The organism is Segatella copri (genome assembly GCF_003465495.1).
Classification (GTDB): Bacteria; Bacteroidota; Bacteroidia; order Bacteroidales; family Bacteroidaceae; genus Prevotella; species Prevotella copri_G.
This window is the reverse complement of the sequence record NZ_QSAV01000027.1, coordinates 1-26,930: the sequence shown is the minus strand read 5'-3', so window position 1 is coordinate 26,930 and position 26,930 is coordinate 1. Positions and strand designations below refer to the sequence as shown.

General features: G+C 50.4%; 23 protein-coding genes and 2 tRNA genes. 14 read left to right on the top strand and 11 right to left on the bottom strand.

Going from position 1 to position 26,930, the window contains the following annotated elements:
* Positions 1-369 precede the first annotated feature (369 nt).
* Together DWV53_RS09335 and DWV53_RS15770 are read right to left on the bottom strand one after the other, a co-directional pair.
* The gene (locus DWV53_RS09335; protein WP_117695227.1) at positions 370-657 is read right to left on the bottom strand and encodes a hypothetical protein; all 288 of its coding nucleotides are present in this window, start codon (positions 655-657) and stop codon (positions 370-372) included.
* A 46-nt stretch (positions 658-703) separates the two neighbouring features.
* Positions 704-847 carry a hypothetical protein gene (locus DWV53_RS15770; RefSeq protein ID WP_153080757.1) on the bottom strand — a complete coding sequence of 48 codons (144 nt, stop codon included), beginning with the start codon at positions 845-847 and terminating at the stop codon, positions 704-706.
* 48 nt (positions 848-895) lie between these two features.
* Between DWV53_RS15770 and DWV53_RS09325 the strand changes: the two genes are divergently transcribed.
* From DWV53_RS09325 to nrdG, 4 genes are all read left to right on the top strand, one after another.
* Positions 896-2,362 carry an SLC13 family permease gene (locus DWV53_RS09325; protein ID WP_118153107.1) on the top strand — a complete coding sequence of 489 codons (1,467 nt, stop codon included), beginning with the start codon at positions 896-898 and terminating at the stop codon, positions 2,360-2,362.
* A gap of 45 nt (positions 2,363-2,407) precedes the next feature.
* Positions 2,408-3,241 (top strand): type II pantothenate kinase, encoded by an 834-nt coding sequence (gene coaW / locus DWV53_RS09320; protein ID WP_022121336.1) that lies wholly within the window; start codon positions 2,408-2,410, stop codon positions 3,239-3,241.
* 369 nt (positions 3,242-3,610) lie between these two features.
* Positions 3,611-5,830 (top strand): anaerobic ribonucleoside triphosphate reductase, encoded by a 2,220-nt coding sequence (locus DWV53_RS09315; protein WP_118153106.1) that lies wholly within the window; start codon positions 3,611-3,613, stop codon positions 5,828-5,830.
* A gap of 1 nt (position 5,831) precedes the next feature.
* The gene (gene nrdG / locus DWV53_RS09310) at positions 5,832-6,347 is read left to right on the top strand and encodes an anaerobic ribonucleoside-triphosphate reductase activating protein (protein ID WP_022121338.1); all 516 of its coding nucleotides are present in this window, start codon (positions 5,832-5,834) and stop codon (positions 6,345-6,347) included.
* A gap of 51 nt (positions 6,348-6,398) precedes the next feature.
* Here nrdG and DWV53_RS09305 read toward each other — a convergent pair whose 3' ends face one another.
* Entirely contained in the window at positions 6,399-6,797 is a 399-nt protein-coding gene (locus tag DWV53_RS09305; protein WP_181992463.1) for a 2-amino-4-hydroxy-6-hydroxymethyldihydropteridine diphosphokinase, read from the bottom strand.
* A 147-nt stretch (positions 6,798-6,944) separates the two neighbouring features.
* Here DWV53_RS09305 and DWV53_RS09300 point away from each other — a divergent pair, with 147 nt between their 5' ends.
* From DWV53_RS09300 to DWV53_RS09290, 3 genes are all read left to right on the top strand, one after another.
* Positions 6,945-7,868 carry a glucosaminidase domain-containing protein gene (locus DWV53_RS09300; protein ID WP_117695220.1) on the top strand — a complete coding sequence of 308 codons (924 nt, stop codon included), beginning with the start codon at positions 6,945-6,947 and terminating at the stop codon, positions 7,866-7,868.
* 74 nt (positions 7,869-7,942) lie between these two features.
* A complete protein-coding gene (locus DWV53_RS09295; protein ID WP_181992462.1) occupies positions 7,943-9,232 on the top strand; it encodes a M64 family metallopeptidase in 1,290 nt (429 codons plus the stop codon).
* 24 nt (positions 9,233-9,256) lie between these two features.
* A complete protein-coding gene (locus DWV53_RS09290) occupies positions 9,257-9,739 on the top strand; it encodes a cytidine deaminase (RefSeq protein WP_118153102.1) in 483 nt (160 codons plus the stop codon).
* A 93-nt stretch (positions 9,740-9,832) separates the two neighbouring features.
* On the opposite strand, the gene DWV53_RS09285 is transcribed toward DWV53_RS09290, so the two are convergent.
* From DWV53_RS09285 to spt, 7 genes are all read right to left on the bottom strand, one after another.
* Complete coding sequence (locus DWV53_RS09285; protein ID WP_118153100.1) at positions 9,833-11,275, bottom strand: right-handed parallel beta-helix repeat-containing protein; 1,443 nt, start codon at positions 11,273-11,275, stop codon at positions 9,833-9,835.
* A gap of 42 nt (positions 11,276-11,317) precedes the next feature.
* Complete coding sequence (locus DWV53_RS09280) at positions 11,318-12,010, bottom strand: LrgB family protein (protein ID WP_118153098.1); 693 nt, start codon at positions 12,008-12,010, stop codon at positions 11,318-11,320.
* Positions 12,007-12,312 (bottom strand): CidA/LrgA family protein, encoded by a 306-nt coding sequence (locus tag DWV53_RS09275; protein WP_233338974.1) that lies wholly within the window; start codon positions 12,310-12,312, stop codon positions 12,007-12,009. Before DWV53_RS09275 ends, DWV53_RS09280 begins: the two co-directional genes overlap by 4 nt.
* Positions 12,313-12,383: 71 nt before the next feature.
* Positions 12,384-12,950: an AAA family ATPase gene (locus DWV53_RS09270; RefSeq protein ID WP_118153096.1), complete on the bottom strand. Its 567-nt coding sequence runs from the start codon at positions 12,948-12,950 to the stop codon at positions 12,384-12,386.
* Between the two features lie 126 nt (positions 12,951-13,076).
* Positions 13,077-13,150, bottom strand: a tRNA-Pro gene (locus DWV53_RS09265).
* Positions 13,151-13,187: 37 nt separating this feature from the next.
* A tRNA-Pro gene (locus tag DWV53_RS09260) sits at positions 13,188-13,261 on the bottom strand.
* Positions 13,262-13,565: 304 nt separating this feature from the next.
* Entirely contained in the window at positions 13,566-14,756 is a 1,191-nt protein-coding gene (gene spt / locus DWV53_RS09255) for a serine palmitoyltransferase (RefSeq protein ID WP_022121347.1), read from the bottom strand.
* 195 nt (positions 14,757-14,951) lie between these two features.
* Between spt and DWV53_RS09250 the strand changes: the two genes are divergently transcribed.
* A complete protein-coding gene (locus tag DWV53_RS09250; protein ID WP_117695210.1) occupies positions 14,952-15,992 on the top strand; it encodes a diacylglycerol/lipid kinase family protein in 1,041 nt (346 codons plus the stop codon).
* A gap of 198 nt (positions 15,993-16,190) precedes the next feature.
* On the opposite strand, the gene DWV53_RS09240 is transcribed toward DWV53_RS09250, so the two are convergent.
* Positions 16,191-16,931: a tRNA1(Val) (adenine(37)-N6)-methyltransferase gene (locus DWV53_RS09240; protein ID WP_118153094.1), complete on the bottom strand. Its 741-nt coding sequence runs from the start codon at positions 16,929-16,931 to the stop codon at positions 16,191-16,193.
* A gap of 226 nt (positions 16,932-17,157) precedes the next feature.
* On the opposite strand from DWV53_RS09240, the gene lon reads away from it, so the two are divergent.
* The 6 genes from lon to DWV53_RS09210 all read left to right on the top strand — a co-directional run bounded on the left by lon (position 17,158) and on the right by DWV53_RS09210 (position 26,659).
* Positions 17,158-19,629 (top strand): endopeptidase La, encoded by a 2,472-nt coding sequence (gene lon / locus DWV53_RS09235; RefSeq protein WP_118153092.1) that lies wholly within the window; start codon positions 17,158-17,160, stop codon positions 19,627-19,629.
* Complete coding sequence (gene tgt, locus DWV53_RS09230) at positions 19,626-20,753, top strand: tRNA guanosine(34) transglycosylase Tgt (RefSeq protein WP_006849113.1); 1,128 nt, start codon at positions 19,626-19,628, stop codon at positions 20,751-20,753. Before lon ends, tgt begins: the two co-directional genes overlap by 4 nt.
* Positions 20,754-20,766: 13 nt before the next feature.
* The gene (locus DWV53_RS09225; protein WP_117695205.1) at positions 20,767-22,008 is read left to right on the top strand and encodes an LptF/LptG family permease; all 1,242 of its coding nucleotides are present in this window, start codon (positions 20,767-20,769) and stop codon (positions 22,006-22,008) included.
* A 41-nt stretch (positions 22,009-22,049) separates the two neighbouring features.
* Positions 22,050-23,771 (top strand): DEAD/DEAH box helicase, encoded by a 1,722-nt coding sequence (locus tag DWV53_RS09220; RefSeq protein WP_118153090.1) that lies wholly within the window; start codon positions 22,050-22,052, stop codon positions 23,769-23,771.
* Between the two features lie 32 nt (positions 23,772-23,803).
* On the top strand, positions 23,804-25,105 hold the full coding sequence (locus tag DWV53_RS09215) for a ComEC/Rec2 family competence protein (protein ID WP_118153088.1): 1,302 nt from the start codon (positions 23,804-23,806) through the stop codon (positions 25,103-25,105).
* 219 nt (positions 25,106-25,324) lie between these two features.
* Positions 25,325-26,659: an NADP-specific glutamate dehydrogenase gene (locus tag DWV53_RS09210; RefSeq protein ID WP_006847509.1), complete on the top strand. Its 1,335-nt coding sequence runs from the start codon at positions 25,325-25,327 to the stop codon at positions 26,657-26,659.
* Positions 26,660-26,930 lie beyond the last annotated feature (271 nt).

The following is a 26,930-nucleotide window of genomic DNA, read 5'->3' as shown; positions in this document are numbered from 1 at the left end:
TCCATCCGGAGGCGATAATCCATCCGGAGGCGATAATCCATCCGGAGGCGATAATCCATCGGGCGGCGATTCTACTGGCGGAACCGGAAGCGAAAACAGCGGCGACGGACTTGAATAAAAGGTGCTGAGCCTGAAAAAGTAAAACCCTCCCTAGGTCTTAAAAAGTCCTAGGGAGGGTAAACTTTGTCTGGCAGTTAAATTGTTTACGCAATGTACCATACCAGACGCCCGAATACAACATGCTAACCCGCATTTCCCCTTACGGAATCAGCATGTCATTAACAATCCTTTGTGCCTCAAATAAATAATACTTTTTCTCAAAGTGATTCAGCCTCACGGCTAAAGCATATTTAATGTTTTTACCTTATTTCAAAACATGATGGTAACATATTCTGCAGCGATATCAACCAGCTTCTTGCGGCGGGCTACACCTATTATATAATGAGCCTCCTTCGCCGAACAGTGGAAGTATTTCTTCACAGCTGTTACCAGTTCTTCCTTGCGTATCGAGCCTATACCCTTAGGATAAGCCTTGCGGATAGCCTTCTCGATGTCTGCCATCTTATATTCATGGTGGCGCTTGTGGAAGTACTGCGATACGATGATAGATAGAACTATCACGAGCAGGATGATGATAAATACTACAGACTTGTTCATTTCATTATCTCCTAATTTATTTATTAGACATATCAGGTTCGCTGAATCACCCTTCCGGGTGCTCCAAGTTTTCGGCATCACCGATAGCTGTTATCGGTAAATCCACTGCAAATATAGCATTTTTTCTTGAAACAACAACATTTTTCGGCATTTTTTTCACTATTTCTGCAAAAAAACTTGCTAAATACAAAAAAAACACGTATTTTTGCAAGAAAATAATCCTTAAGACAGAAAGATAATGCAAGAAACTGTAAAGAAAGTATTGAATGGCGATTTTAATCGCAAGAAAGCATTGCTGTTCCTCATAACGGCTCTGCTTACCGTTATCGTCTGGAACCTGCCCATCGACAGCTTCGGCATCGATGGACTCACCATCGTGCAGCAGCGCGTCATCGCCATCTTCGTCATGGCCGTGATGCTTTGGCTCACCGAGGCCATACCGGCATGGGCTACCAGCGTAGTGATCATCTTCGTGCTGCTGTTCTTCGTCAGCGACTCCGCCTTCAAGATTATGCAAGGCTCGGAGGCTGAGATGGGCAAGCTGCTCGACTATCAGGGTGTGATGGCGTGCTTCGCCGACCCTACCATCATCCTCTTCCTGGGCGGTTTCGTACTCGCCATAGCTGCTACCAAGAGCGGACTCGACGTGATGATGGCGAAGGCCCTGATTGCGCCATTCGGCAAGCGTTCTGAGAACGTGCTGCTGGGTTTCATGCTCATCACCGGCATCTTCTCGATGTTCATCTCAAATACAGCCACCGCCGCCATGATGCTCACCTTCCTCACACCGGTGTTCAAATCATTGCCACCTTCGGGCAAGGGCCGCGTGGCGCTCACCATGGCCATTCCTATCGGAGCCAACCTGGGCGGTATGGGTACCCCTATCGGAACCCCTCCTAACGCCTTCGCCTTCAAGGTATTGAACGACCCTGCAGGACTCAACCTGGGTCTCAGCTTCGGCGACTGGATGCTCATCATGGCCCCTATGGTGCTCATCATGCTCCTGATGGCATGGGTCATCATCCGCAAGATGTTCCCGTTCTCTGCCAAGACCATCGAGCTCAACATCGAGGGCAACATGCAGCACAACTGGCGCACCACGGTAGTGGCCGTCACCTTCCTTGCAACCATCGTGCTCTGGGTATTCGGCAAGCAGCTGGGCATCAACGCCAACACCGTGGCCATGCTCCCTATCGCCGTATTCGCCCTTACGGGAGTGGTTACAGCCAAGGACCTGAAGGAGATTGACTGGGCTGTCATCTGGATGGTGGCAGGCGGATTCGCCCTCGGATTGGCGATGAACGGCACCGGTCTTGCCGAGGCAGCCGTAAAGAGCATTCCGTTTACAGAATTCAATCCGCTGGTCATCATGATCGTATCCGGACTGGTATGCTTCATCCTGAGTAACTTCATCTCCAACACCGCCACCGCTGCCCTGCTCATCCCTATCCTCACAGTGGTATGCACCGGCATGGGCGACAAGCTCAACACCATCGGCGGCACCTCTACCATCCTCATCGGAGTAGCGGTATCGGCCAGCTGCGCCATGTCGCTGCCTATCTCAACCCCTCCTAACGCCATCGCCTACTCTACCGGCCTCATCCAGCAGACCGACATGGTGAAGGCAGGACTCACGGTGGGCATCCTGAGCATGATAGTGGGCTACGCCGTGCTCATCACCTTCTGCAAGATGGGCGTGCTCTAGAGGGGCATCATCTGCGAAAATACACATTATTATATATATAAAGGAATGAAAAAGATTGTTATAGGAATCGACGTAGGCATCTCTACGACCAAGATTGTGGGCATCGATGAAAGCGGCGTGGTGGTAAGCCCCATCCGCATCAAGGCCACCGACCCTATCACCTCGCTCTACGGAGCCTTCGGCAAGTATCTTCACGACAACAAGATTGCGCTGAGCGATGTAGAACAGGTGATGCTCACAGGCGTAGGTTCAGCCTATATCGACGAGCCCATCTACGGACTGCCTACCTCGAAGAGCGAGGAGTTCGTGGCCGACGGACTGGGCGCCCGATACGAAAGCAAGCTCGACCGCATGATCGTGGTGAGCATGGGAACCGGAACATCGCTCGTAAAATGCGATGACAACGAGATAAGGCACATCGGAGGCATCGGCATAGGCGGCGGAACCCTGGCAGGACTGAGCCGCATCATGCTCAAGACCGATGACATCAAGCAGATTATCAACCTCGCCAAGGACGGCGACGTGAGCAAGATTAACCTGCTGATAGGCGACATCAGCGCCAAGCCTCTGCCCGGACTCCCGATGAACGCCACCGCATCGCTCTTCAGCAACGCCAAGGCCAACGCTTCGCGCGAAGACATCGCCATGGGACTCATCTGGATGGTGCTGCAGTCGATAGGTTCGGCTACCATCCTCTCATCGCTCGAATCGGGCATCAAGGATTTCGTGCTCATCGGCAACCTCACCCTGCTGCCGCAATGCCGCGAGGTGTTCCCAGCCATGGAGAAACTCTACGGAGTGAGGTTCAGAATACCGAAATACTCGGAATTCTGCACCGCCATCGGAGCTGCGCTCGACTATAAGCGACAAGCAAAATAATCACCCCCGAATCGCCGCAATGCCCTATACACGGGCGTTGCGGCGATTTTCATTTCCACCCCCTGCCACGACACACAGACAACAAGTTGGAAACGCACACAGCAGCACAAAATGCGCAACCCGCTGATAGATAACAACTTAAACGTTTCGGAAAACGGAAATTTGTCAAAGTTTTCCAAAACTTTTTCGTTTCCTCCTGATTATCAGCGACTTAATATTTTTTAACGATAAAAAAGTTGTCCAAAAGTAATTACTTTCAGAAATATTTTATATCTTTGCAATGTCAAAAGGAGGTACATATCTACCTCTTCAAGTCATAATGACTTAATACTAAGTAATTTAAACATCAATCGTAAAAGTAATACTAAAATGATCCAGACAGTAGTAAAGCGTGACGGACGCATCGTTGGATTCAACGAACAGAAAATCATGGCAGCCATTCGCAAGGCCATGTTGCATACCGACAAGGGTGAAGATACCACTCTTATCGAGCAGATAACCGACCACATCTCTTATCGCGGCAAGAGCCAGATGAGCGTTGAGGCCATTCAGGACGCCATCGAGATGGAACTCATGAAGAGTGCCCGCAAAGATGTTGCCCAGAAGTATATCGCATACCGTAACCAGCGTAACATCGCCCGCAAGGCGAAGACACGCGACGTATTCATGAGCATCGTCAATGCCAAGAACAACGACATTACCCGTGAAAACGCCAACATGAATGCCGACACACCAGCCGGCATGATGATGAAGTTCGCGTCAGAAACCACTAAACCATTCGTCGACGACTACCTCCTCTCTGAGGATGTACGCGACGCCGTCATGCACAACTATATACATATTCACGATAAGGACTATTATCCAACCAAGAGTCTCACCTGCGTGCAGCATCCGCTCGACGTGATTCTGAACCACGGATTCACAGCCGGTCACGGTTCAAGCCGTCCTGCCAAGCGCATCGAGACCGCAGCCGTGCTGGCTTGTATCTCTCTCGAGACCTGCCAGAACGAGATGCACGGCGGTCAGGCTATCCCAGCCTTCGACTTCTATCTGGCTCCATACGTACGCATGTCGTACCAGGAAGAGGTGAAGAACCTGGAGAAGCTGACAGGCGAAGACCTGAGCAACCTCTATGATGCGCCAATCGACGACTACATAGAGAAGCCGCTCGACGGACTGCAGGGCCGCGAACGCCTGGAGCAGCACGCCATCAACAAGACCGTGAACCGCGTGCATCAGGCAATGGAGGCATTCATCCACAACATGAACACCATCCACAGCCGCGGCGGTAACCAGGTAGTATTCTCAAGCATCAACTACGGTACCGATACCAGTGCCGAGGGCCGCTGCATCATGCGCGAAATCCTGCTCAGCACCTATCAGGGCGTAGGCAATGGCGAAACAGCCATCTTCCCTATCCAGATATGGAAGAAGAAGAGAGGCGTAAACTATCTGCCTGAGGACAGAAACTACGACCTCTACAAGCTGGCGTGCAAGGTAACAGCCCGCCGTTTCTTCCCTAACTTCCTGAACCTCGACGCCACCTTCAACCAGAACGAGAAGTGGCGTGCTGATGATCCGGAGCGCTACAAGTGGGAGATTGCAACCATGGGCTGCCGTACCCGCGTGTTCGAAGACCGCTGGGGCGAAAAGACCAGCATCGCCCGCGGTAACCTGAGCTTCTCTACCATCAACATCGTGAAGCTCGCCATCGAGTGCATGGGCATCGAAGACGAAAAGCAGCGCATCGACATGTTCTTTGCCAAGCTCGACAATATCCTCGACATCACAGCCAAGCAGCTCGACGAGCGCTTCCAGTTCCAGAAGACGGCAATGGCCAAGCAGTTCCCTCTGCTCATGAAGTATCTCTGGGTAGGCGCAGAAAACCTGAAGCCGGAAGAGACCATCGAGAGCGTCATCAACCACGGAACCCTGGGTATCGGCTTCATCGGATTGGCAGAATGCCTGGTTGCCCTCATCGGCAAGCACCACGGCGAGAGCGAGAAGGCACAGGAGCTGGGACTGAAGATTGTTACCTACATGCGCGACCGTGCCAACGAGTTCAGCGAGCAGTATCATCACAACTACTCTATCCTGGCTACTCCAGCCGAGGGATTGAGCGGTAAGTTCACTAAGAAGGACAGAAAGCAGTTTGGCGTCATCCCTGGCGTTACAGACCGCGACTATTATACCAACTCCAACCACGTGCCTGTATACTATAAGTGTACAGCCCTGAAGAAGGCACAGGTCGAGGCTCCATACCACGACCTGACCCGTGGCGGCCACATCTTCTATGTAGAGATTGACGGCGATGCTACCCACAACCCTTCTGTAATAGAGAGCGTGGTAGACATGATGGATAAGTACAACATGGGTTACGGCTCAGTAAACCACAACCGCAACCGCTGTCTCGACTGCGGCTACGAGAATGCTGATGCCAACCTCGAGGTTTGTCCTAAGTGCGGCAGCCACCACATCGACAAGCTGCAGCGCATCACCGGTTATCTGGTAGGTACTACAGACCGTTGGAACAGCGGCAAGCTTGCCGAGCTCCACGACCGCGTAACCCATATTGGAGGGGAAAAGTAAAATGATCAGCGTATTAAGCATCGTACATGATACGATGGTAGACGGTCCGGGCTTCCGCACATCCATTTATTGTGCGGGATGCCCCAACCATTGTCCGGGCTGCCATAATCCGCAGTCGTGGGACATCAGCCACGGCACGATGACCTCTACCGACGAGCTGATGAAGGAAATCATGAGCGACCCCTTCGCCAACGTCACCTTCTCGGGCGGCGACCCTATGTTTCAGGCAAAGGGCTTTGCCGAGCTGGCGCGCGCCATCAGGGAGCAGAGCAGCAAGAGCATCTGGTGCTTTACGGGCTATCTCTTCGAAAACCTCGTGAAGAATCCCGAGCAGCTGGAACTCCTCCGTCAAATCGATGTATTGGTAGACGGCCCCTTCGTACAGGCATTGCGCGATGAAGACCTCTTCTTCAGGGGCAGCAGCAACCAGCGCATCATCAACGTGCAGAAGTCGCTGAAAGAAGGAAGAGTGATAGAACTCAATCTTACAACAGAAAACCCGAATCCGGTATTGTAAATCTACATACCAGATTCGGGTTTCCCGTTTTCTTTTTCCGTGCCAAAATCATTATCTCTTAGCATCCTTCTCTTCGAGGTAGCTGATAGAACTCTGAATATAATCACGCTCCCACTCGCTCTCGTGCAATTTCTCATCGCCATAGAGCAGAAGGTCGAGATCCAGCGGAACATCTACCTTACGATAAGGGCCACGGATTCTGCGTCCGCATCCCTGCTCCACACACCGCAGCGCGGCAAGCACAGACTTCTTTGAGCAGATGGTCTCCCCCATCATCACCTGATTCAGAAACTTGTCTGAATTCTCCAGTCCGATAGGCTCAGTCCACATGCGCGGACCGAAGAGGCAGTTCTTGAACATCCATCTCAGATGTTCATGTGCCTTCAACACATTCTCCTCCTGATTTCTGTTAGAGCCGATAGCTATAATTATTTTTGTACGAGTTTTCATTATTAAAATCATTATTTCTACAAAACAAGTCAGTATCTCTCAGAAGAGACAGATAGCCCCTGCATTTGTATGCAATATTTTGTGCAAAGATATTAAAAAATTTGTAATAAACCGCGATTTATCCGTTTTTTTTTATATTTTTGCAGAATGAATCATCTAAAAGCAAACATTTTAGGGCTCGCTCTGCTCTGCTGCCTCCCGATGGGCGCACAGCTGAAGTGGAACCAGGCCTATCAGACATATATCAACCAGTATAAGGATCTTGCCATCGAGCAGATGCTCCGTTACCGCATTCCAGCCAGCATCACCCTAGCACAGGGACTGTTTGAGAGTGCGGCAGGAAGGAGCGACCTCGTACGCCAGGGCAACAACCACTTCGGCATAAAATGTCACAACTGGACGGGACCAACCCAGTACCACGACGATGATGCCCGTGGCGAATGCTTCCGCGTATACCAGGACGCAAGAGACAGCTACGAAGACCACAGCAAGTTTCTGGCGCGCCAGCCACGCTACGCACGCCTCTTCGAACTCTCGCAGCACGACTACAAGGGATGGGCTCGCGGACTGAAAGCCTGCGGCTACGCCACCAACCCGCAGTATGCCAGCAAGCTGATACAGATTATAGAGCTCTACAAGCTCAACCAGTATGACAAGGCCAAGCGCTACGACCGCTTCATGGCTACCCACAGCGGTACCGACCAGCCTGTAAACGCCGAAGGATTACTGCACCCTATCCATATCTTCAACAAGAATTACTATCTCTATGCCCGCGAAGGCGACACCTTCAAGAGCATAGGCAAGGAGGTGGGCATCAGCTGGCGCAAACTGGCTCGCTACAACGAGCGCAACAAGCACGCCGTGCTGCACAAGGGCGACATCATCTATCTGAAGAAGAAACGTTCCAAGGCACCTAAGCAGTATAAGAAGCGCCCTCACGTGATACAGCCGGGCGAAAGCATGTACACCATCTCGCAGAAGTATGGCATCCGACTGGAGAAACTCTACAAGATGAACCATCTCGACCCTAACATCCCGGTAAGCGTAGGAACAAGGCTGAGGGTGAGATAAGTGATTAGTGATTCGGTCACTTGGTGATTCGGTGAGAAATGTGAATGTGAATGTGAATTTTAAATGAAAATACAATGAAGAGAATGATATTATCCCTCGCCACCATGGCGATGCTGATGGCGCCCGGCACAATAAAGGCGCAAAACTTTGACGACTATTTCACAGACAAGACGCTGCGGGTAGACTATACCTTTGCCGGCAACCAGAAGCAGCAGATGATAGCCGTAGACGAACTCAACGTAATGCCACGCTGGTACGGCAAAAGGCAGCGACTGGCCGAACTCCCGGTAGAGGGCAACGGACAGATAACCGTACGCGACCACCGCTCGGGCAAAATCATCTACCGCAACTCCTTCTCTACCCTCTTCCAGGAATGGCTCTCCTATCCAGAGGCAGAGAAGAACACGCAGAGTTTCGAGAACGTATTCCTCGTTCCTATGCCGAAAGATACCGTAGACATCACCCTCGACCTGCGCAACAACCGCCGCGAGATAACCACCACGCTCACCCACCAGGTAGCGCCGAAAGACATTCTGATTCATCAGAAAGGCAACAAGCCTACACCATACGTCACCCTGCAGCAGGCTGCCGACACCACCCGATGCATCCACATCGCATACGTGGCTGAAGGCTATACCGATGCAGAGATGCCTGTCTTCCTGAAAGATGCGCAGGAGGCTACAGAGGCCATCTTCGCCCACGAACCCTTCAAGAGCATGAGAGACCGCTTCAACATCGTAGCCGTAAAATCGCCATCCAAGCAGAGCGGACCTAGCATCCCAGCCCAGGGCATCTGGCACGAGACCGCCCTCAGCTCTCATTTCGACACCTTCTACAGCGACCGCTACCTTACCACCCTGCATCTCAAAGACCTGCACAACTGGCTGGCAGGTACCCCTTACGAGCACATCATCGTGCTGGTAAATTCGGATAAGTATGGCGGTGGCGGCATCCTCAATTCATACAATCTCACCACCTGCCACCAGAAATGGTTCAAGCCGGTAGTGGTGCATGAGTTTGGCCATTCCTTTGCCGGACTTGCCGATGAATACGCCTACGAGCAGGAGCAGATACCGATGTATCCTCACGATGTAGAGCCTTGGGAGAAGAACATCACTACCCTTGCCGATTTCCACGGAAAATGGGAGAACATGATAGACAAGAAGACCAAGATTCCTACTCCGCTCTCAAAGAAAGAGAAGGAGGCGGTGAGCAAGGTGGGTGTCTTCGAAGGTGCCGGATACAGCTTGAAGGGCGTTTACCGCGGTGTGCAGGACTGCCGTATGCGCATCAACGAAACACCGGAATTCTGCCCGGTATGCAAGAAGGCGCTGCAGGACATCATCGACTTCTACACGAAATAAAGAAATCATAAAAACATTATATCTATGAAAGAGCAAAACCTAAACATCAGATACATGGTGGCTCAGCTCTCAGAGTTGAGCCAGCAGGAGCAGGAGCTCGTAAACAGGGCGAAGGCTGCCACCAGCAATGCGTATGCTAACTACAGCCACTTCTATGTGGGAGCAGCCCTGCTCTTGGGCGACGGCAGAATAGTGATTGGAGCCAACCAGGAGAACGCCGCCTTCCCGTCGGGACTCTGTGCCGAGCGCAGCGCCATCTTCGGTGCCCAGAGCAACTATCCCGACCAGCCTATCCTGATGCTCGCCATAGCTGCGAGAAACGGGAATGGTTTCCTCAAGTCGCCTATCTCGCCTTGCGGAGCCTGCCGCCAGGTGATACTGGAGATGGAAGACCGCTATCAGCGCCCCGTACGCATCCTGCTTTATGGCGAGAACGGCACCTACTGCTTCGACAGCATCAAAGACCTTCTCCCCTTCTGCTTCGTAGATTCAAACATGAAGGAATAAGATTACAGAGCCCACTTTAAAAGGGGCTCAGGATATAAGAAAAAGCCCTACAGGAAGTTTGCATCATGCAGACTTTCCTGTAGGGCTTTCTTCTTATTCCTCCTTATACTCAAAGCATCCTGCGGCAGGCTGCTCTTTCTTTCTCGGCAAACCATCACGGTCAGTTGCAGGCAGCGTTTCTGCATCTGCCTTACCTATTGCTGCCGACTTCTTGCGTAGATGGAAATCATACTTCAGATTGTCGGTGTCGGAAAGGCGGAAATGCTTCTCGGCAAACACCGTCGTATCCTTAATGTCCTCATAAACCACATGGGTGAACTTCAGACTGTCGTCCGTCTCCAGCTTCTCCGTGCGCAACACACAATGGTCGAAGAGAAAATTGAAGGCATCCTCCTCTTTCGGAGCCTCCCAGACCACCTCATCATCATGATAGCCCGTTACGAGCGAATTTCTCACCTCGAAACGAGGCAGCGGAGAGGCAAAACCGATGGCCGACTCGCGGCGCCCGTCAAACGGATAGAACTGGGCTATGGTGCAGCCGTTTACCTCAACATCGCCACCCTCAACATAGAGCGGATGCTTCAAGCAATTGGTTATCTGCGAGTTATAAATCTGCACCTTGGCAGAATCAATCCTCACACCGTAGCCCTGACTGTTATGAATCGTAGCATTCTCGATGAGCAGTTTCTGCTTCGTAGCATCGCCCGCTTCTATCATCACAGCATCGTAGGCACTATGAATATCAGCAAACGAAATCCTGCAGTCATGAGCCGAAGACATCAGTCTGATTCCCTGCCATTGTCCCGGTGTGCGGTCATAAGGCAGATAATCGAACATGTGGTCCAGTCGGTCGCCCCGCATCACCACTTCCCTGTCCTTTTCGCCCTCAACCTTCAGCGACCCGAACACCTGCAAGCCCGCATTCTCGTGGAAATAGAGTTGGGTGCCCGGAGCAATGGTCAGCGTAGCCGCCTCATCAACCCTGATTCCCCCATAAACCACTACCGGCAGCGTGCTCTGCAGCAGCTGGTCCTGCTTCACCTCGAGCGAATTGAGTTTCATCGCATCCCATGAAAACGCCCTCAGGTTCACCTTCTGTTCCACGCCGCTTTCCAGCGCAAACACCAGGTTGTCGCTCACCAGCTGCGGCTCTTTGCTGTTCTGCATCGCCGAAGTCAGTTCTACAAACACACGTATGCTGTCACCCTTCCTGATCTCCACATTCTGCGTCTGGAATCCCGCTTCGCTGCCCAAATAAGAGCCGTCAACATTCACCCGGTAGCCCTTCTGGTTACCGTTTTCCAGCCGCACCGACTGGCAGCGCAGAGCCTTGCCCGTACGGTTGTAAACCCAAAAGCTTCGGGTAGGCGTAGGCACATTCGAGAAGGTGGTGTCCATCTTCAGCGTATCTACCGAAAACGAGAGCACATCTCCCCTCGACGTTGAGAAACTCTCATCGTCGGCACAACTGGCAAGCAGGGCGCTCATCGCCATCCCTACACCCATTATATACAAAAATCCCTTTTTCCGTTTCATATCTATAAAAACGGAAAAAGGGAAATATTATTGTATCTGCCTCTACATAAACAGAGCAAAGATGGATGATCCTACAACCGTCAGCACACCGCAAACCACGATGCTCAGACTGCTCATGGCTCCCTCTATGGTACCCATTTCCATCGCCTTTGCCGTACCCAGCGCATGGGCAGAACAGCCGATGGCGATACCTTTGGCAATAGGCTCTTTGATGGAGAGAAGCTTCAGGAACTTCTCGGCAAAGATGTTGCCCAGCACACCCGTTACGATGATGACAACCACCGAAACCGAAACATGACCGCCCAACTCCTCGGAAACGCCGATACCGATGGCGGTAGTGATGCTCTTAGGCAGGAAGGTAACGTAGGACGCATGGTCGAAATGGAAGATGAGGGCGAGAATGAGCACGGAGCAGAGACTCGCCAGCACGCCCGAAACAATGCCGATCAGCACAGCCCGATAATTCTTCTTCAGAAGCTCAACCTGCTGATAAAGTGGCACAGCCAGACAGATGGTGGCTGGTGTGAGCAGAAAGCTGATGCTGTTGGCGCCTGCCGAATAGGTCTTGTAATCTACGCCAGTCAGCAGGAGCGTGATGATGACGAGGATGATGGAGATGAGCAGCGGGTTCATCAGCGACCATCCCGTCTTCAGCTTCAGCAGCATGCCTATGCCGTAGGCAGCCAGACTGATGAGAACGCCGAAGAAGACAGAATCCTGGAACAAGTGGTTCATTTCTTCGCCTCCTTTCCTTTTCTGATTACCAACTGCGTAATCCAGCCCGAAGCACCCATCACGACGAAGGTGCTGACCACCGTAACTACGATATACTGGAACCATGCATTGCCGATATCCTGATAAGAATCAATGAGTCCTACGGCAGCCGGAATAAACATCACGGGCATGATGGCAATGAGGAAACTGCTGGTTTCGCGGATATGCTTCACCTTGATCAGTTTTGTTTCCAGCGCAAGAAAGAGCAGGATGATGCCATAGATGCTTGCCGGAATAGGCAATGGCAGCAAAAAATGAAGCAATTCCCCAGCAAAGGAGAACGCTATGATTATCAAAAATTGAATTAAAAACTTCATGTTGATCTACTTTAAATTTATACCAAGCTAACGTACTGCTCAATGAGGCTTGCCGTCTCTTCTACACCCAGGCGCACAGTATCCAGGCAGATGTCGTAATCATCGGCATTTCCCCAGGTAAGGCCTGTATAATACTTATGATAAGCCACTCTGCAATCCTCGGTGTGCTCCACAAACTCCTCAGCCTCATCATACGAAAGTCCCTGTTCTTCCTGAATATCCTTGATGCGAGCCTCCAGATTGCCGCTCAGGAAAACAGAAATCAGGTCTTTGCGCTCGCGGAAGATATAGTTTCCGCAACGGCCGATGATGATACAGTCTTCATCGCCTATCATATCGGCAAGTGTACGGAGCGGTTTTTCTGTCAGCGCCCTCTGCGTTTCGCCAAGCGACGACATCGAGAAGAGCAGTTCATCTACCGGCCGCTCATCGAAGAAAGCCTCCATCTCGTCGAGCACTCCTCTCTGTTCAGCCATTTCCATCATATTTTTACGGGTATAAAAAGGAATACCATACTTTTCGGCGAGCAGCTTGCCCACGCGAATAGCGCCACATCCACACTGGCGCGCTATCGTTATAATCATGATTCTATAAAATTAAAACGTATATAATAATTACTCAGTTGCGTTATCCCCCTCCAGCCCATCCAGGGCGGGAGTTTTATATAGCAAAAAAGCTAAGAAGATTTGTTTCTTCTTAGCTTTCTTGTGTCGGGGCGACAGGATTCGAACCTGCGACCACCTGTTCCCAAAACAGGAGCGCTACCGGGCTGCGCTACACCCCGCTTGTGCTTTGCTAAAGGTTTGAGTGAGAGAAAATAGTCGGGGCGACAGGATTCGAACCTGCGACCACCTGTTCCCAAAACAGGAGCGCTACCGGGCTGCGCTACACCCCGCTTACTCATCTCTACGATACCTCTTAAGCATTGCTTTAAGCATCATTTCTGAATTGCGAGTGCAAAGGTACTACATTTTTTCGATTCCACCAAATTTTTCCCTAACTTTTTTCAAAAAAATATGCATTTAAATGCAAAATCCCTGAAAACCGGGCACAAAATAAGGGCAACCCCTATCCGGAATTGCCCTTATACCTTATTATATATAGTAGCGGCTAAGAACCACAACCATACTTGCTAAACTTTTAAATCAGAAACCGACTGCCCGAATCCGTCAAAACCGAGAAGACCGGCAAATCTGATTTTACTTGATGATTCCCTCTTCTACGAAAATCTTCTTCAAGATCTGGACAGCCTGCTCAACCTGCTCTCTTGTATGAGTAGCCATGAGAGCGAAACGTACCAATGTATCCTGAGGAGCACAAGCTGGAGGAATAACAGGGTTGATGAACACACCTGCATCGTAAGCCATCTTGGTAACAACGAATGTCTTCTCAGCATCGCGTACGTAGAGAGGAATGATAGGACTCTCTGTCTCGCCAATCTCGAAACCTTCCTCGCGGAAACGCTTCAAGGCATAGTTGGTTACATCCCAGAGATTCTCGAAACGCTCTGGCTCATTTTGAATGATGTGGAGAGCCTCAAGAGCTGCTGCTGTGGCAGCTGGAGTATTGGATGCACTGAAGATGTAAGTACGGCAGTTGTGACGGAGGAAGTTAATAGTATCCTTGTCTGATGCGATGAAACCGCCGATTGAAGCCAGACTCTTGGAGAATGTACCCATGATGAGGTCTACCTCGTCGGTCAGACCGAAGTGGTCGCAAACACCACGTCCCTGCTTGCCGAATACGCCAAGACCATGAGCCTCGTCTACCATGATAGAGCAGTTGTACTTATGCTTGAGCTTTACAATCTCAGGCAAGTTAGCCAGGTCGCCCTCCATAGAGAACACACCGTCAACAACGATGAGCTTGATAGCCTCCTGAGGGAGCTTAGAGAGCACGCGCTCCAAATCTTCCATATCGTTGTGCTTGTAGTGGAGCTGGGTAGCGAATGAGAGGCGGCGGCCATCTACGATACTTGCGTGGTCGCGGTCATCGCAGATAATATAGTCGTTACGACCTACTACGCAAGCCAAGACACCCTGGTTTACAGAGAATCCTGTAGAGAAACACAAAGTTTCATCCTTGCCCATAAACTCAGCAAGCTCCTTTTCGAGCTGCACGTGCAAATCGAGCGTACCATTGAGGAAACGGCTTCCTGCACAACCAGAACCATACTTGTCGAGCGCAGCCTTAGCTGCATCAATAACACGCTGGTCGTTAGTCAAACCCTGATAAGCATTAGAACCGAACATCAGGATTTTATGACCATCGATGTCGGTTACCTCTGTCATCTGCTTACTTGTGATCTCGCGGAAATATGGATACACACCGGCAGCCATATACTTCTGAGGTTCACGATAATTCTTGTATCTTTCTTGTAATTGTCCCATTATTAATAGGTGTACTTTATTATCTTTTTTTATACTTTTCTAACTTTCAGGGTGCAAAGATACAAAAAAGAACTCAATAAACGGCTTTTTTTATAAGAAAGTTTACTTTTATAGTTTTTTTAATCGATATTTCTTGTTATTTTGGGTATTTTTATTACTTTTGCAGCCTAAATTTTACAAACTCTTGACTATATAATGAAGAAAAAGATACTTTTCATCATGAATCCGATTTCAGGAACAGCCAGCAAGGCGGCAGTTCCCAGTCTGATAGATTCTGGTTTGGACAAAGAGCTTTTTGAGTACGAGATAAGAATGACTGAAAGAGCTGGGCACGCTTCGGAAATTGCTACCGAAGCGAAGAACAACCATGTAGATGTGGTTGTGGCGGTTGGTGGTGACGGAACCGTCAACGAGGTGGCCCGCTCACTGGTTCACTCCGATACTGCCCTCGGCATTCTGCCTTGCGGTTCGGGCAACGGATTGGCAAGACATCTGCTGCTCCCGATGAACCTGAAGAAATGCATCGAGGTCATCAACCAATGCCAGATTAGAGATCTGGATTATGGTGTCATCAACGACCACCCGTTCTTCTGCACCTGCGGCATGGGCTTTGACGCTTTCGTCAGCATGAAGTTTGCCGAGAGCGGCAAGCGTGGTCCTATCACTTATGCAGAAAATATCCTGCGTGAGGGATTGAAGTATAAGCCTGAGACTTACACGCTGGAGGACGAGACGGGCACCAAGCAGTATAAGGCGTTCCTCATTTCCTGTGCCAACGCATCTCAGTATGGCAACAATGCCTATATTGCCCCTCAAGCATCCATGAGCGACGGTTTGATGGATGTCGTCATCATGGAACCATTCGATGTAATCGAGGCGCCTCAGGTAAGTTTCGACATGTTCAACAAGACGTTGGACAAGAATTCGAAGATCAAGTCGTTCCGCTGCAAGAAGCTCCATATCACCCGCAGTCAGCCAGGCGTAATCCATTATGATGGCGACCCTGTGATGACGGGTGCAGAGATTGATGTTCACCTGGAAGAAAAGGGAATCAAGATGCTGGTGAACCCGTTTGCCAACAAGAACGACCGCAAGCCGAACATGATTCAGTCTGCCTTTGCCGATTTCTTCAACGACATCAATGCCGTGCGCGATGATATTCATAAAGACATCCAGCGCCAGAGCAAAAGAGTAGAAGCTATCAGCAAACTGGTGCAGAAGAAGCTGAACCTTTAAGGGAATGTTGAGTGTTGAATGTTGAATGTTGAATTTAGAGGGAGTGTTGAATGTTGAGTGTTGAGTGTTGAGTGTTGAGTGTTGAGTGTTGAATGAAATGTTCTGAAGTATCGCAAGTAAGCTCAGTTAATCATTAAACCCTATCCATTCAACATTCAACATTCAACACTCAACATTCCCCTATCCATTCAACATTCCTCAAAGGTAGAATTCTTCCGTTATTTTCCTATACCATTCCGAGCGATTTCCCTGCGAATCCATCATCGTTTCAACATGCTCTTCATAAGGCGAAATGCGATGCTTGGCAAAACTCAGCATAAAGCGCTTTGGCTGCTTGCGCTCTACCGTCTTTACACCATACTTCCGTATAAGATAAAAACCTAATATACAAGACTCTGCAACAAACTCCTCCACTACTTCTACAGGAACAATTGCAGAGAAAATACCGTCATCAGAAAGTAACCGTTTTACACCCGCAAACAAATCGCGGAACGGAAGACTGTCCGTATGTCGCGCCATCGTCCTCTTACTGTCCGGATTTTTCAAGCTATCTACAAAGAACGGAGGATTGCTCACTATCGCATCAAAAACACCGGCAGCATTCAAACCTTCAGCAGCTTCCGAAGCCTCAGCAGCTTCCGAAGCTCCCCCGAAATTCTGCAGTCTGCAGCATTCTATTTCCACCCTGTCGCGAAACGGACTTGCCATCACATTCTCCCTCGCTTGTCCGCAGGCATCAGCATCCATATCAATCCCCACTACCTCAGCTTCAGGAAAACGCTGCGCCATCATGAGCGAAATCAGTCCCGTTCCGGAACCGATGTCCAGAATCCGCCTGCCACCTTGCGCCCATGCACCCAGCAAAACACCGTCAGTTCCCACTTTCATGGCACAGCGGTCTTGCTCTATCTCAAACTGTTTAAATCGAAAATTACCCATAAATTCTTCTGTCTCTTTACAGAAGAAAACGAAGCCGCCGCCAATTTATTTTATCGCAAACAGCAGAAATTGCCACTTCCACCTGCAAAAGCAGCTACTTACATCTATAAAAACGGGTACTAATATATAGAAAAAGCAATTTTATTATTAAATAATCTATCATCTTCCACGATATTTCATAAAAAATGAGTACCTTTGCACGGAAAATAGAAATCATAACAAAAAAATGGATAATAGAAGAACAAGTACCCGAATACAAATGATTGCAGATTACGAGGGCGACCCGAAAACCCTGATCGAAGACCAGGAAGAAGGCTTGTACCCTACCCTCTGCATGCGAGATATTGTAGTTTTCCCTACCAATATGACCCCTATCGTTGTGGGCAGAAAGGAAAGTCTGAATCTCGTCCGGATGCTGGAAAAGAAGCCAGACACCACATTCTGTGTATTCTGCCAGAAGAATAAAGACACAGAATTGCCCTACGAAGAAGACCTCTACCCTGTAGGCGTCTTCGCCAAACTCATCAAGGTGATCAAGATGCCTGGCACAGACCAGATGAGCATCATCATCCAGGGTCTGGGCAGATGTCAGATGAAACATCTCGTTCAAAAAGAGCCTTACACAGTAATTGACGTAAAAAGTCTTCCGGAGAAATGGCCTGACGAGAACAACGATGAACTCTTCAGAATGCTCTACGAGAACTTCCATTACGAAGCGACAGACTATATCAAATCAAACGCCAACTATAATGATGATGCCATCCAGGCAATCAACGAACTCTCGAGCATTCACATGCAGTGCAACTTCATGTGCTCCCTCCTTCCTTTCAGCATCGAGGATAAAATCAAGATGCTGAAAGAGGAAAATCTCAGCGAGCGCATCATGATTGCCATCAGATCCCTGAACAAGGTGCGCCATCTGCTACGCATCCAGACTGAGATTGAGAACAAAACCCACTACGACCTCGATGAGCAGCAGAAGGAATACTTCCTCAAGCAGCAGATCAAGAACATCAGGGAAGAACTGGGAGAAGGCAACGCCAGTCCGGAGAAGAAGGATATTCTGGAGAAGGCGAAACAGAAGAACTGGAGCGAAGAGACAGCCAAGATTTTCAAGAAAGAAATAACCAAGCTCGACACCCTGAACCCGCAGAGTCCTGACTATTCGATACAGATAGGATTCCTGCAGACCATGGTAGATTTGCCTTGGAACTCCTACACCCAGGACGACCTCAGTCTGACCCGTGCCAAACGCATTCTGAACCACGACCACTACGGCATGGAGAATGTGAAGGAGCGCATCCTGGAATTCCTCGCTGTAAGAGCACTGAACGGCGGCGGCAAGAGTCCTATCCTCTGCCTCTACGGTCCTCCGGGCGTAGGAAAGACCAGTCTGGGCAAGAGCATCGCAGCAGCCATGAAGCGCAAGTATGTACGCATGTCGCTGGGCGGTCTGCACGATGAAGCCGAAATCCGCGGTCACCGCCGCACCTATGTGGGAGCCATGCCGGGCCGCATCATCAAGAACATGCTGAAGGCAGGCAGCAGCAATCCGGTATTCATCCTCGACGAGATTGACAAGGTGGCGCAGAGCAATTTCAACGGTGACCCTGCATCAGCCCTGCTCGAAGTGCTGGATCCGGAACAGAACAATGCCTTCCACGACAATTATCTCGATATGGATTACGACCTCTCCAAGGTGCTCTTCATCGCCACAGCCAATGACCTGAGCGTCATTCCGCGTCCGCTCCTCGACCGTATGGAGCTGATAGAAGTAGGCGGCTACATCACCGAAGAGAAGACAGAGATTGCCAAGCGCCATCTCGTACCGGAAGAGCTGGAAAGCACCGGACTCGACAAGGTTTCGCCAAAGGTAAGCTTCAACAAGAATGCCCTCGAGTTCATCATCGAGCATTATACCCGGGAAAGCGGCGTAAGACAGCTGAAGAAGCAGATTGACAAGAGTCTGCGCAAGATGGCTTACAAACTTGCCTGCAACCAGGAGCTGAAGAACTACACTATCACCCCTGCCGAAGTAAAAGACCTGCTGGGCAATCCGCCGTTCAACCGCGACATCTACCAGGGCAACGACTATGCAGGAGTGGTAACCGGACTAGCCTGGACCTCAGTGGGCGGCGAAATCCTCTACATCGAAACCTCGCTCAGCAAGGGCAAGGCTGGCAAGCTCACCCTGACCGGAAACCTGGGCGACGTGATGAAGGAATCAGCCATTATCGCACTGGAATACGTCAAGTCGCACATCGACCTGCTGCAGGTAGACTACCGCATCTTCGAGCAGTGGAACATCCACATCCACGTGCCTGAGGGAGCCACCCCGAAAGACGGTCCTTCTGCCGGAATCACCATCGCCACCAGCATCGCCTCAGCCATCACCCAGCGCAAGGTGCGTGCCAACACAGCCATGACCGGCGAGATAACCCTCCGCGGCAAAGTGCTCCCGGTAGGCGGAATCAAGGAGAAGATTCTGGCAGCCAAGCGGGCAGGAATCAAGCACATCGTGATGTGCAGGGAGAACCAGAAGAACGTAGAGGAAATACCGGAGAAATATCTCAAGGGCGTAGACTTCCACTATGTAGAGAATGTGGCTGACGTCTGGCAGTTCGCGCTGACCGACGAGAAGGTGAAAAGCCCTACAGACTTCAGCATTGAGGAAAATGATAAAAAAGAAAAGAAATGAAATTTGAATTACAAGTAACAGATAAAGCAAGCGATGCGCGTACAGGCATCATCACCACCGACCACGGACAGATCAAGACCCCAATCTTCATGCCCGTAGGAACCGTAGGAAGTGTGAAGGGCGTCCACTTCGAGGAGCTCAAGAAGCAGGTCATGGCACAGATTATCCTCGGAAACACCTATCACCTCTACCTGCGCCCAGGTCTTGACGTCATCAGGGCAGCAGGCGGACTGCACAAGTTCAACGGCTGGGACCGTCCTATCCTCACCGACAGCGGCGGCTTCCAGGTCTTCTCGCTCACCGGCATCCGCAAGCTCAAGGAAGAAGGCTGCGAGTTCCGCTCCCACATCGACGGCAGCAAGCACTTCTTTACACCGGAGAATGTGATGGACACCGAGCGCATCATCGGAGCCGACATCATGATGGCCTTCGATGAATGTCCGCCGGGACAGAGCGATTACCAGTACGCCAAGAACAGCCTCATGCTCACCCAGCGCTGGCTAGACCGCTGCATCAAGCGGTTTAACGAGACCGAGCCCCTCTACGGCTATCAGCAGAGTCTCTTCCCTATCGTTCAGGGCTGCACCTTCCCGGACCTGCGCCGCGAAGCAGCCAAATACATTGCCGACAAGGGAGCCGACGGAAATGCCATCGGCGGACTTGCCGTAGGAGAGCCTACCGAGGTGATGTATGAGATGATAGAAGTAGTGAACGAAATCCTGCCGAAAGACAAGCCGAGATATCTGATGGGCGTAGGAACCCCGCAGAACATCCTCGAAGCCATCGAGCGCGGCGTAGACATGTTCGACTGCGTAATGCCGACCCGCAACGGCCGCAACGCCATGCTCTTCACCTATCAGGGCACGATGAACATGCGCAACAAGAAGTGGGAGAAAGACTTCAGTCCGGTAGATCCAGACGGCTGCGACATCGACCTCGTAACCACGAAGGCCTACCTCCACCACCTCTTCAAGGCACAGGAGCTGCTGGCGATGCAGATAGCCAGCATCCACAACCTCTCTTTCTATCTGCGCCTCGTGACCGATGCCCGCCATCATATCGAGCAGGGCGATTTCGTGGCATGGAAGAATTCCATCATCGACCAGCTTGGCCGAAGAATTTAAGTAAGCAAGCATCATGAAAGATTTTAAGAAAATAAGAAAACACCGCCGGCTCTACCGCACCGGCCGATGGGCTTCCCGCAAGTTCGGGTGGCTCATCAGGGCTGTGCGCTGGCTGGCTCACAAGCTCCGGTTCCTGCGCATCTTCAGGTTTCTCAACCCGTTCAGGTACATCAAGAAGCTCGACTGGTACATTATCAAGAAGTTTCTGGGCTACTATTTCTTCTCCATCGCCCTGATCATCTCCATCGCCATCGTCTTCGACTTCAACGAGAACCTGTCAAAATTCACAGAGCACCATGCACCGGCGCGCGCAATCATCTTCGATTACTACGCCAACTTTGTGCCCTATTTTGCCAACCTCTTCAGTGCGCTGTTCGTGTTCGTGGCGGTCATTCTCTTCACCACCAAGCTGGCAAGCAATTCCGAAATCATCGCCATCCTGGCGTCGGGAGTATCCTTCAAGCGTCTCCTTCGCCCATACATGATTACCTGCGTGCTGCTCTCAGCCCTCTCCTTCGGGCTCTCAGCCTACGTCATTCCCCACGGAACCGTCATCAGGCAGAACTTCGAGACGATGTACAAGAACAAGAAGAAGAATACCAGTGCCGAGAATGTACAGCTGCAGGTAGACAAGGGAGTGATTGCCTATATGCAGCATTACGACAACAGCATGAAACGCGGCTACGGATTCTGCCTCGACAAGTTCCAGGACAAGAAACTTGTAAGCCACCTTACAGCGATGGACATCCAGTACGACACCATTTCCGACAGCAAGTATCACTGGAAACTGAGCAACTGGAAAATCCGCAAGCTCCAGGGCATGAAGGAGCATATTACGAGCGGAGCCCAGAAGGACACCGTCATCATGATGGAACCTACCGACCTGGTCTATTCCAAGGGTCAGCAGGAAACCTTCACCAGTCCTGAGCTCCGCGATTACATCTCCAAGCAGATCAACCGCGGTTCGGGCAACGTAGTGCAGTACGAGGTAGAATACCACAAGCGCATCGCCTCTTCCTTCGCCTCGTTCATCCTCACCATCATCGGCGTCTCCCTCTCAGCCCGCAAGCGCAAGGGCGGCATGGGAGCAGCATTGGGCGTAGGACTTGCGCTGAGTTTCGGCTACATCATGCTGCAGACGGTTTCTGCCACCTTCGCCATCCAGGCCAACTTCCCGCCTGTTCTGGCAGCGTGGCTTCCAAACTTCCTCTTCGCCATCGTAGCCTACTTCTGCTACCGCAAGGCACCGAGGTAAAAAGTCAACATTCAACATTCAACATTCAACATTAAAAAAAAATGTATTTCGACGAATTAGATTTAAACGACAACGTGCTCGACGCATTATATGACATGCGCTTCGACACATGCACTCCAGTACAGGAAAAGTGCATTCCAGAGATATTAGAAGGTCACGATGTATTGGGCGTAGCCCAGACCGGAACCGGCAAAACCGCAGCCTATCTGCTGCCAGTATTGAGCAAGCTCGATGACGGCGGTTATCCTAAAGACGCCATCAACTGCGTCATCATGTCACCAACCCGCGAGCTCGCCCAGCAGATAGACCAGGCGATGCAAGGCTTCGGCTATTACCTGCAGGGCGTGAGCAGCGTAGCCGTATACGGCGGCAACGACGGCAACCGTTACGATCAGGAGTTGCGCAGCCTCCGCATGGGCGCCGATGTAGTCATCGCCACCCCGGGCCGCCTCATCTCCCATATCTCTCTGGGCAATGTAGACCTCAGCAAGGTAAGCTTCTTCATTCTCGACGAGGCCGACCGCATGCTCGACATGGGTTTCTCTGACGACATCAAGACCATCGCGGCAAAACTGCCAAAGACCTGCCAGACCATCATGTTCTCAGCAACCATGCCTGAGAAGATAGAAGAACTGGCTAAGACCCTGCTCAAGAATCCGGTAGAAATCAAACTTGCCGTCAGCAAGCCAGCCGAGAAAATCAAGCAGGAAGCATACGTATGCTACGAAACCCAGAAGATGACCATCATCAAGGACATCTTCAAGGCAGGTGACCTGAAGCGTGTCATCGTCTTCAGCGGCAGCAAATTCAAGGTGAAGCAACTCGCAGCTTCCCTCCAGCAGATTGGAGTAAACTGCGGAGCCATGCACAGCGACCTGGAACAGGCTGAGCGCGACGATGTGATGTTCAAGTTCAAGAGCGGACAGTATGATGTTCTCGTAGCTACCGATATTGTGGCGCGCGGAATCGACATCGATGATATTGAGATGGTCATCAATTACGATGTTCCTCACGATACAGAAGATTACGTTCACCGCATCGGCCGTACTGCCCGTGCCAACCGCGATGGTAGAGCCATCACCTTCGTGAGCGAAGAAGACCAGTACTGGTTCCAGCAGATAGAGAAGTTCCTGGAGAAGGTGGTAGACAAGATGCCTCTCCCTGAGGGATGCGGCGAAGGTCCTGAATACATCAAGCTCAACAAGCCGAAGAAGAAAGGCGCAAACGGAAGAAACAACAGACGCGGTAACGGCGGAAACGGCGAGGCCGGAAAGAACAGCGCCAAGAACCGCCGACAGAAAGACCGCGACCAGACTTCTCACAAGCGCAAGCCAAACAAGCCAAACGAGCGTCAGGAAAAAGCGCCACGCAACAACGAGCAGCAGCCACAGCAGGGTAACAGGCAGCAGAACGCAAAGCAGCAGCCACAGCAGGGCAACAGGCAGCAGAACGCAAAGCAGCAGCCACAGCAGGGTAACAGGCAGCAGAACGCAAAGCAGCAGAACAGAAAGCCAGCCCAGTCAGGCGAACAGCCAAAGAACAGCAACAACCAGAAGCGCCGCAATAACAGCAATAACAGCAACCAGCAGCGCCCAGGCACCGAGAACAATGTTCGCCCGGGCAGCAACGGCCGTGGCAGAGGCGTAGCCCAGAAAAAAGGCGACAAGCCGGCTGCACGCAAGCACACCCCTATCGTAAATCCACAGAAGCAAGAAAACGCTGTGAAGAAATTCATCAAGCGCATCTTCGGATTCAAGAAATAGGAAATAAATTATCTTTTAAAAAGGAAAGAGGAATGATGAAAGAGCTACCCCTCACCCCGCTCATGACCATCAGCCTCACACTGACGATCGGAATCATCATAGCCAAATGGGGCTATGATGATTTCAACATGCGCTTCTGGCTCATCATCTCCATCATTTCATGCGCCCTTGGCAGCATCATCTTTTTCCTTACTGAGTTCTTAAGCCAAAAAGCCTACTTCAGCAGGAACCACCAGTTTCTCATCTTCTCCCAATGCGTGATGATTCATTTATGCATCCTGAGCCTTGGGGCTTTTCTTACCTGTAAGCAAATAGCTGATTCCCAAACCTCTACACAACTGAAAAACTGGCAGGAACTGTCTTACCTCACACGGGCAAAAATCAATACCGAACGCTATAAAAGCAATATTGAAAGCAAACTGGTTTCCCTTCACGTAAAACAGCAAGACTATGCAGTCATCGCAGCCATGGCGCTGGGCGACAAGAGCGCACTCGACTCGAACACCCGAAACAGTTACTCCATTTCCGGAGCCAGTCATATCCTGGCAGTAAGCGGACTTCATATAGGCATAATCTTCCAGCTTTTCATCTTTCTGCTAGGCGGCAGAAAGTACTCAGTTTACACCATCATCCTGTCCCTCATCTCCATCTGGACCTACGTTTTTCTCATCGGATTGCCGGCAAGTGCAGTCCGTGCAGCCATCATGCTTTCAGCCTACAGCTTAAGTTTAGCATTCCATCGTACCGGCCTGCCGCTCAACACCTTAACCTCGGCTTATATATTTATGCTCTTCATCAGTCCGCTCTATCTTTTCGAGTTGAGTTTCCAGCTTTCGTTCCTGGCCGTAGCCTCCATACTGCTGTTCTTCCCACCCCTTTACACCCTCCTCCCCATCCGCAGCCGTTTCATCCGTTGGGCATGGGGACTCCTTTGCGTTTCACTGGCAGCCCAGATAGGAACCCTTCCGGTCATCGTCTACACCTTCGGCAGAATATCGTGCTATTCACTTCTCACCAATTACATCGCCATTCCCGCAGCAACCCTCATCCTATATCTTGGAGCAGCCTTAATCCTGTTCTCCCCACTCACGTTATGGGCGCCCATAGCACCGGTTGTCGCCCCTCTCATCAGCCTTACATCAGGCGCCCTGACCAGCATCACCCAGTTTTTGAATACAGCCATAAAACTGATCAGCATGCTGCCTGGAGCAAGCATCGAAAACGTAAGAATCAGTCTGCCTCAGGTAATCGGTCTCTACGCTATCATCCTGCTCATTTATGCCCTATGGCGCAGGATAGATAAACAGAAGTCGTCAGAATGCAAGATTCCCTAAAACGGAGATAAAGGCTAAAACCCCGAAAAACGTCTCTTATATAATAAGGTGTGCGTACACAAAAGCGCTACAAATCGTGATTAAGAATGTTAAAAAATATCTTTTTTCTACTTTTTCTGCATTTTTTCTTTCTTTTTGTTGGTGTTTTCGAGAAAAACATGTATCTTTGCAATCAGAAATAAAAAATAAGAATTTAAACTCAATAAAAGATTAAAGATTATGAAAGCATCAGAAGTAATCGCGAATCTCCAAAGAAGATTCCCAAACGAGCCTGAGTACATTCAGGCAGTTAGTCAGGTTCTCGGTACTATCGAGGAAGAGTACAACAAGCACCCAGAGTTTGAGAAGGCAAACCTCATCGAGCGTCTCTGCATTCCAGACCGCATCATCCAGTTCCGCGTATCTTGGGTAGATGATAAGGGCAACGTACAGACTAACATGGGTTACCGCGTACAGCACAACAACGCGATTGGCCCTTACAAGGGAGGTCTTCGCTACCACAAGTCAGTAAACTTGGGTATTTTGAAGTTCTTGGCTTTCGAGCAGACATTCAAGAACTCTCTTACTACTCTCCCAATGGGTGGTGCTAAGGGTGGTTCCGACTTCTCTCCACGTGGCAAGAGCAACAACGAGGTAATGCGTTTCTGCCAGGCTTTCATGACAGAGCTTTATCGTCACATGGGTCCAGACGAGGATGTTCCAGCTGGTGACATCGGTGTAGGTGGCCGTGAGGTTGGTTACCTCTTCGGAATGTACAAGAAGTTGACACACCAGTTCCAGGGCGTCTTGACCGGTAAGGGTCAGGAGTTCGGCGGTTCATTGATCCGTCCTGAGGCTACAGGTTACGGTAACGTATACTTCCTCTGCAACATGCTCGCTACCAAGGGTATTGACATCAAGGGCAAGACTGTTTTGGTTTCAGGTTCAGGTAATGTAGCCCAGTACACTATGGAGAAGTTGCTCCAGTTGGGTGCTAAGCCAGTTACATGTTCAGATTCAGACGGTTACATCTACGACCCAGACGGAATCGACCGCGAGAAGCTCGATTACATCATGGAGCTCAAGAACGTAGAGCGTGGCCGTATCAAGGAATATGCAGAGAAGTATGGTGTAAAATATGTTGCGGGTGCTAAGCCTTGGTTTGAGAAGGCAGACATCGCTCTCCCATCAGCTACTCAGAACGAAATCAACGAGGAGGCAGCTAAGGCTCTCATCGCCAACGGCGTAATCGCAGTAAGCGAGGGTGCAAACATGCCTTCTACTCCAGAGGCTATCAAGGTATTCCAGGATGCTAAGATTCTCTACTCTCCAGGTAAGGCAGCCAACGCAGGTGGTGTTGCAGTATCAGGTCTTGAGATGAGCCAGAACTCAGAGCGTCTGAAGTGGTCTCGTGAGGAGGTTGATGCTAAGCTCCACGACATCATGAACGATATTCACGCTAACTGCGTGAAGTATGGTACTGAGCCAGACGGTTACGTAAATTACGTAAAGGGTGCAAACGTAGCCGGCTTCCTGAAGGTAGCTAAGGCTATGATGGCTCAGGGCATTGTATAAGGCTAGAAAATTGTTAAACATAATAATTTTTTTAATAAAGTTAAATAGCGGGTCTGTGACAGATCCGCTATTTTTTGTTTACTCCTTCCCCCACTCCTTCTTTACATCAAAGCAGGGACAAGCCTTGTTGGCAAATTCATTATGACCATGAATCGTGGCTAATGGATATATCACAAGGTTGGGCAGGCTGGAAAGCTTTTGCCTTTACAGGCTTATAATGCCTAAAAAGGGTGTTCAGTATTCAGTATTCAGTTTTTTTCGCTGTTGTTAC

What these genes read in the sequence shown, in the direction of transcription:
- DWV53_RS09335 (WP_117695227.1), bottom strand. Translation starts at nt 657, where the DNA reads ATGAACAAGTCTGTAGTATTTATCATCATCCTGCTCGTGATAGTTCTA.
- DWV53_RS09325 (WP_118153107.1), top strand. Translation starts at nt 896, where the DNA reads ATGCAAGAAACTGTAAAGAAAGTATTGAATGGCGATTTTAATCGCAAG.
- coaW (WP_022121336.1), top strand. Translation starts at nt 2,408, where the DNA reads ATGAAAAAGATTGTTATAGGAATCGACGTAGGCATCTCTACGACCAAG.
- DWV53_RS09315 (WP_118153106.1), top strand. Translation starts at nt 3,611, where the DNA reads ATGATCCAGACAGTAGTAAAGCGTGACGGACGCATCGTTGGATTCAAC.
- nrdG (WP_022121338.1), top strand. Translation starts at nt 5,832, where the DNA reads ATGATCAGCGTATTAAGCATCGTACATGATACGATGGTAGACGGTCCG.
- DWV53_RS09305 (WP_181992463.1), bottom strand. Translation starts at nt 6,797, where the DNA reads ATGAAAACTCGTACAAAAATAATTATAGCTATCGGCTCTAACAGAAAT.
- DWV53_RS09300 (WP_117695220.1), top strand. Translation starts at nt 6,945, where the DNA reads ATGAATCATCTAAAAGCAAACATTTTAGGGCTCGCTCTGCTCTGCTGC.
- DWV53_RS09295 (WP_181992462.1), top strand. Translation starts at nt 7,943, where the DNA reads ATGAAGAGAATGATATTATCCCTCGCCACCATGGCGATGCTGATGGCG.
- DWV53_RS09290 (WP_118153102.1), top strand. Translation starts at nt 9,257, where the DNA reads ATGAAAGAGCAAAACCTAAACATCAGATACATGGTGGCTCAGCTCTCA.
- DWV53_RS09285 (WP_118153100.1), bottom strand. Translation starts at nt 11,275, where the DNA reads ATGAAACGGAAAAAGGGATTTTTGTATATAATGGGTGTAGGGATGGCG.
- DWV53_RS09280 (WP_118153098.1), bottom strand. Translation starts at nt 12,010, where the DNA reads ATGAACCACTTGTTCCAGGATTCTGTCTTCTTCGGCGTTCTCATCAGT.
- DWV53_RS09270 (WP_118153096.1), bottom strand. Translation starts at nt 12,950, where the DNA reads ATGATTATAACGATAGCGCGCCAGTGTGGATGTGGCGCTATTCGCGTG.
- spt (WP_022121347.1), bottom strand. Translation starts at nt 14,756, where the DNA reads ATGGGACAATTACAAGAAAGATACAAGAATTATCGTGAACCTCAGAAG.
- DWV53_RS09250 (WP_117695210.1), top strand. Translation starts at nt 14,952, where the DNA reads ATGAAGAAAAAGATACTTTTCATCATGAATCCGATTTCAGGAACAGCC.
- DWV53_RS09240 (WP_118153094.1), bottom strand. Translation starts at nt 16,931, where the DNA reads ATGGGTAATTTTCGATTTAAACAGTTTGAGATAGAGCAAGACCGCTGT.
- lon (WP_118153092.1), top strand. Translation starts at nt 17,158, where the DNA reads ATGGATAATAGAAGAACAAGTACCCGAATACAAATGATTGCAGATTAC.
- tgt (WP_006849113.1), top strand. Translation starts at nt 19,626, where the DNA reads ATGAAATTTGAATTACAAGTAACAGATAAAGCAAGCGATGCGCGTACA.
- DWV53_RS09225 (WP_117695205.1), top strand. Translation starts at nt 20,767, where the DNA reads ATGAAAGATTTTAAGAAAATAAGAAAACACCGCCGGCTCTACCGCACC.
- DWV53_RS09220 (WP_118153090.1), top strand. Translation starts at nt 22,050, where the DNA reads ATGTATTTCGACGAATTAGATTTAAACGACAACGTGCTCGACGCATTA.
- DWV53_RS09215 (WP_118153088.1), top strand. Translation starts at nt 23,804, where the DNA reads ATGATGAAAGAGCTACCCCTCACCCCGCTCATGACCATCAGCCTCACA.
- DWV53_RS09210 (WP_006847509.1), top strand. Translation starts at nt 25,325, where the DNA reads ATGAAAGCATCAGAAGTAATCGCGAATCTCCAAAGAAGATTCCCAAAC.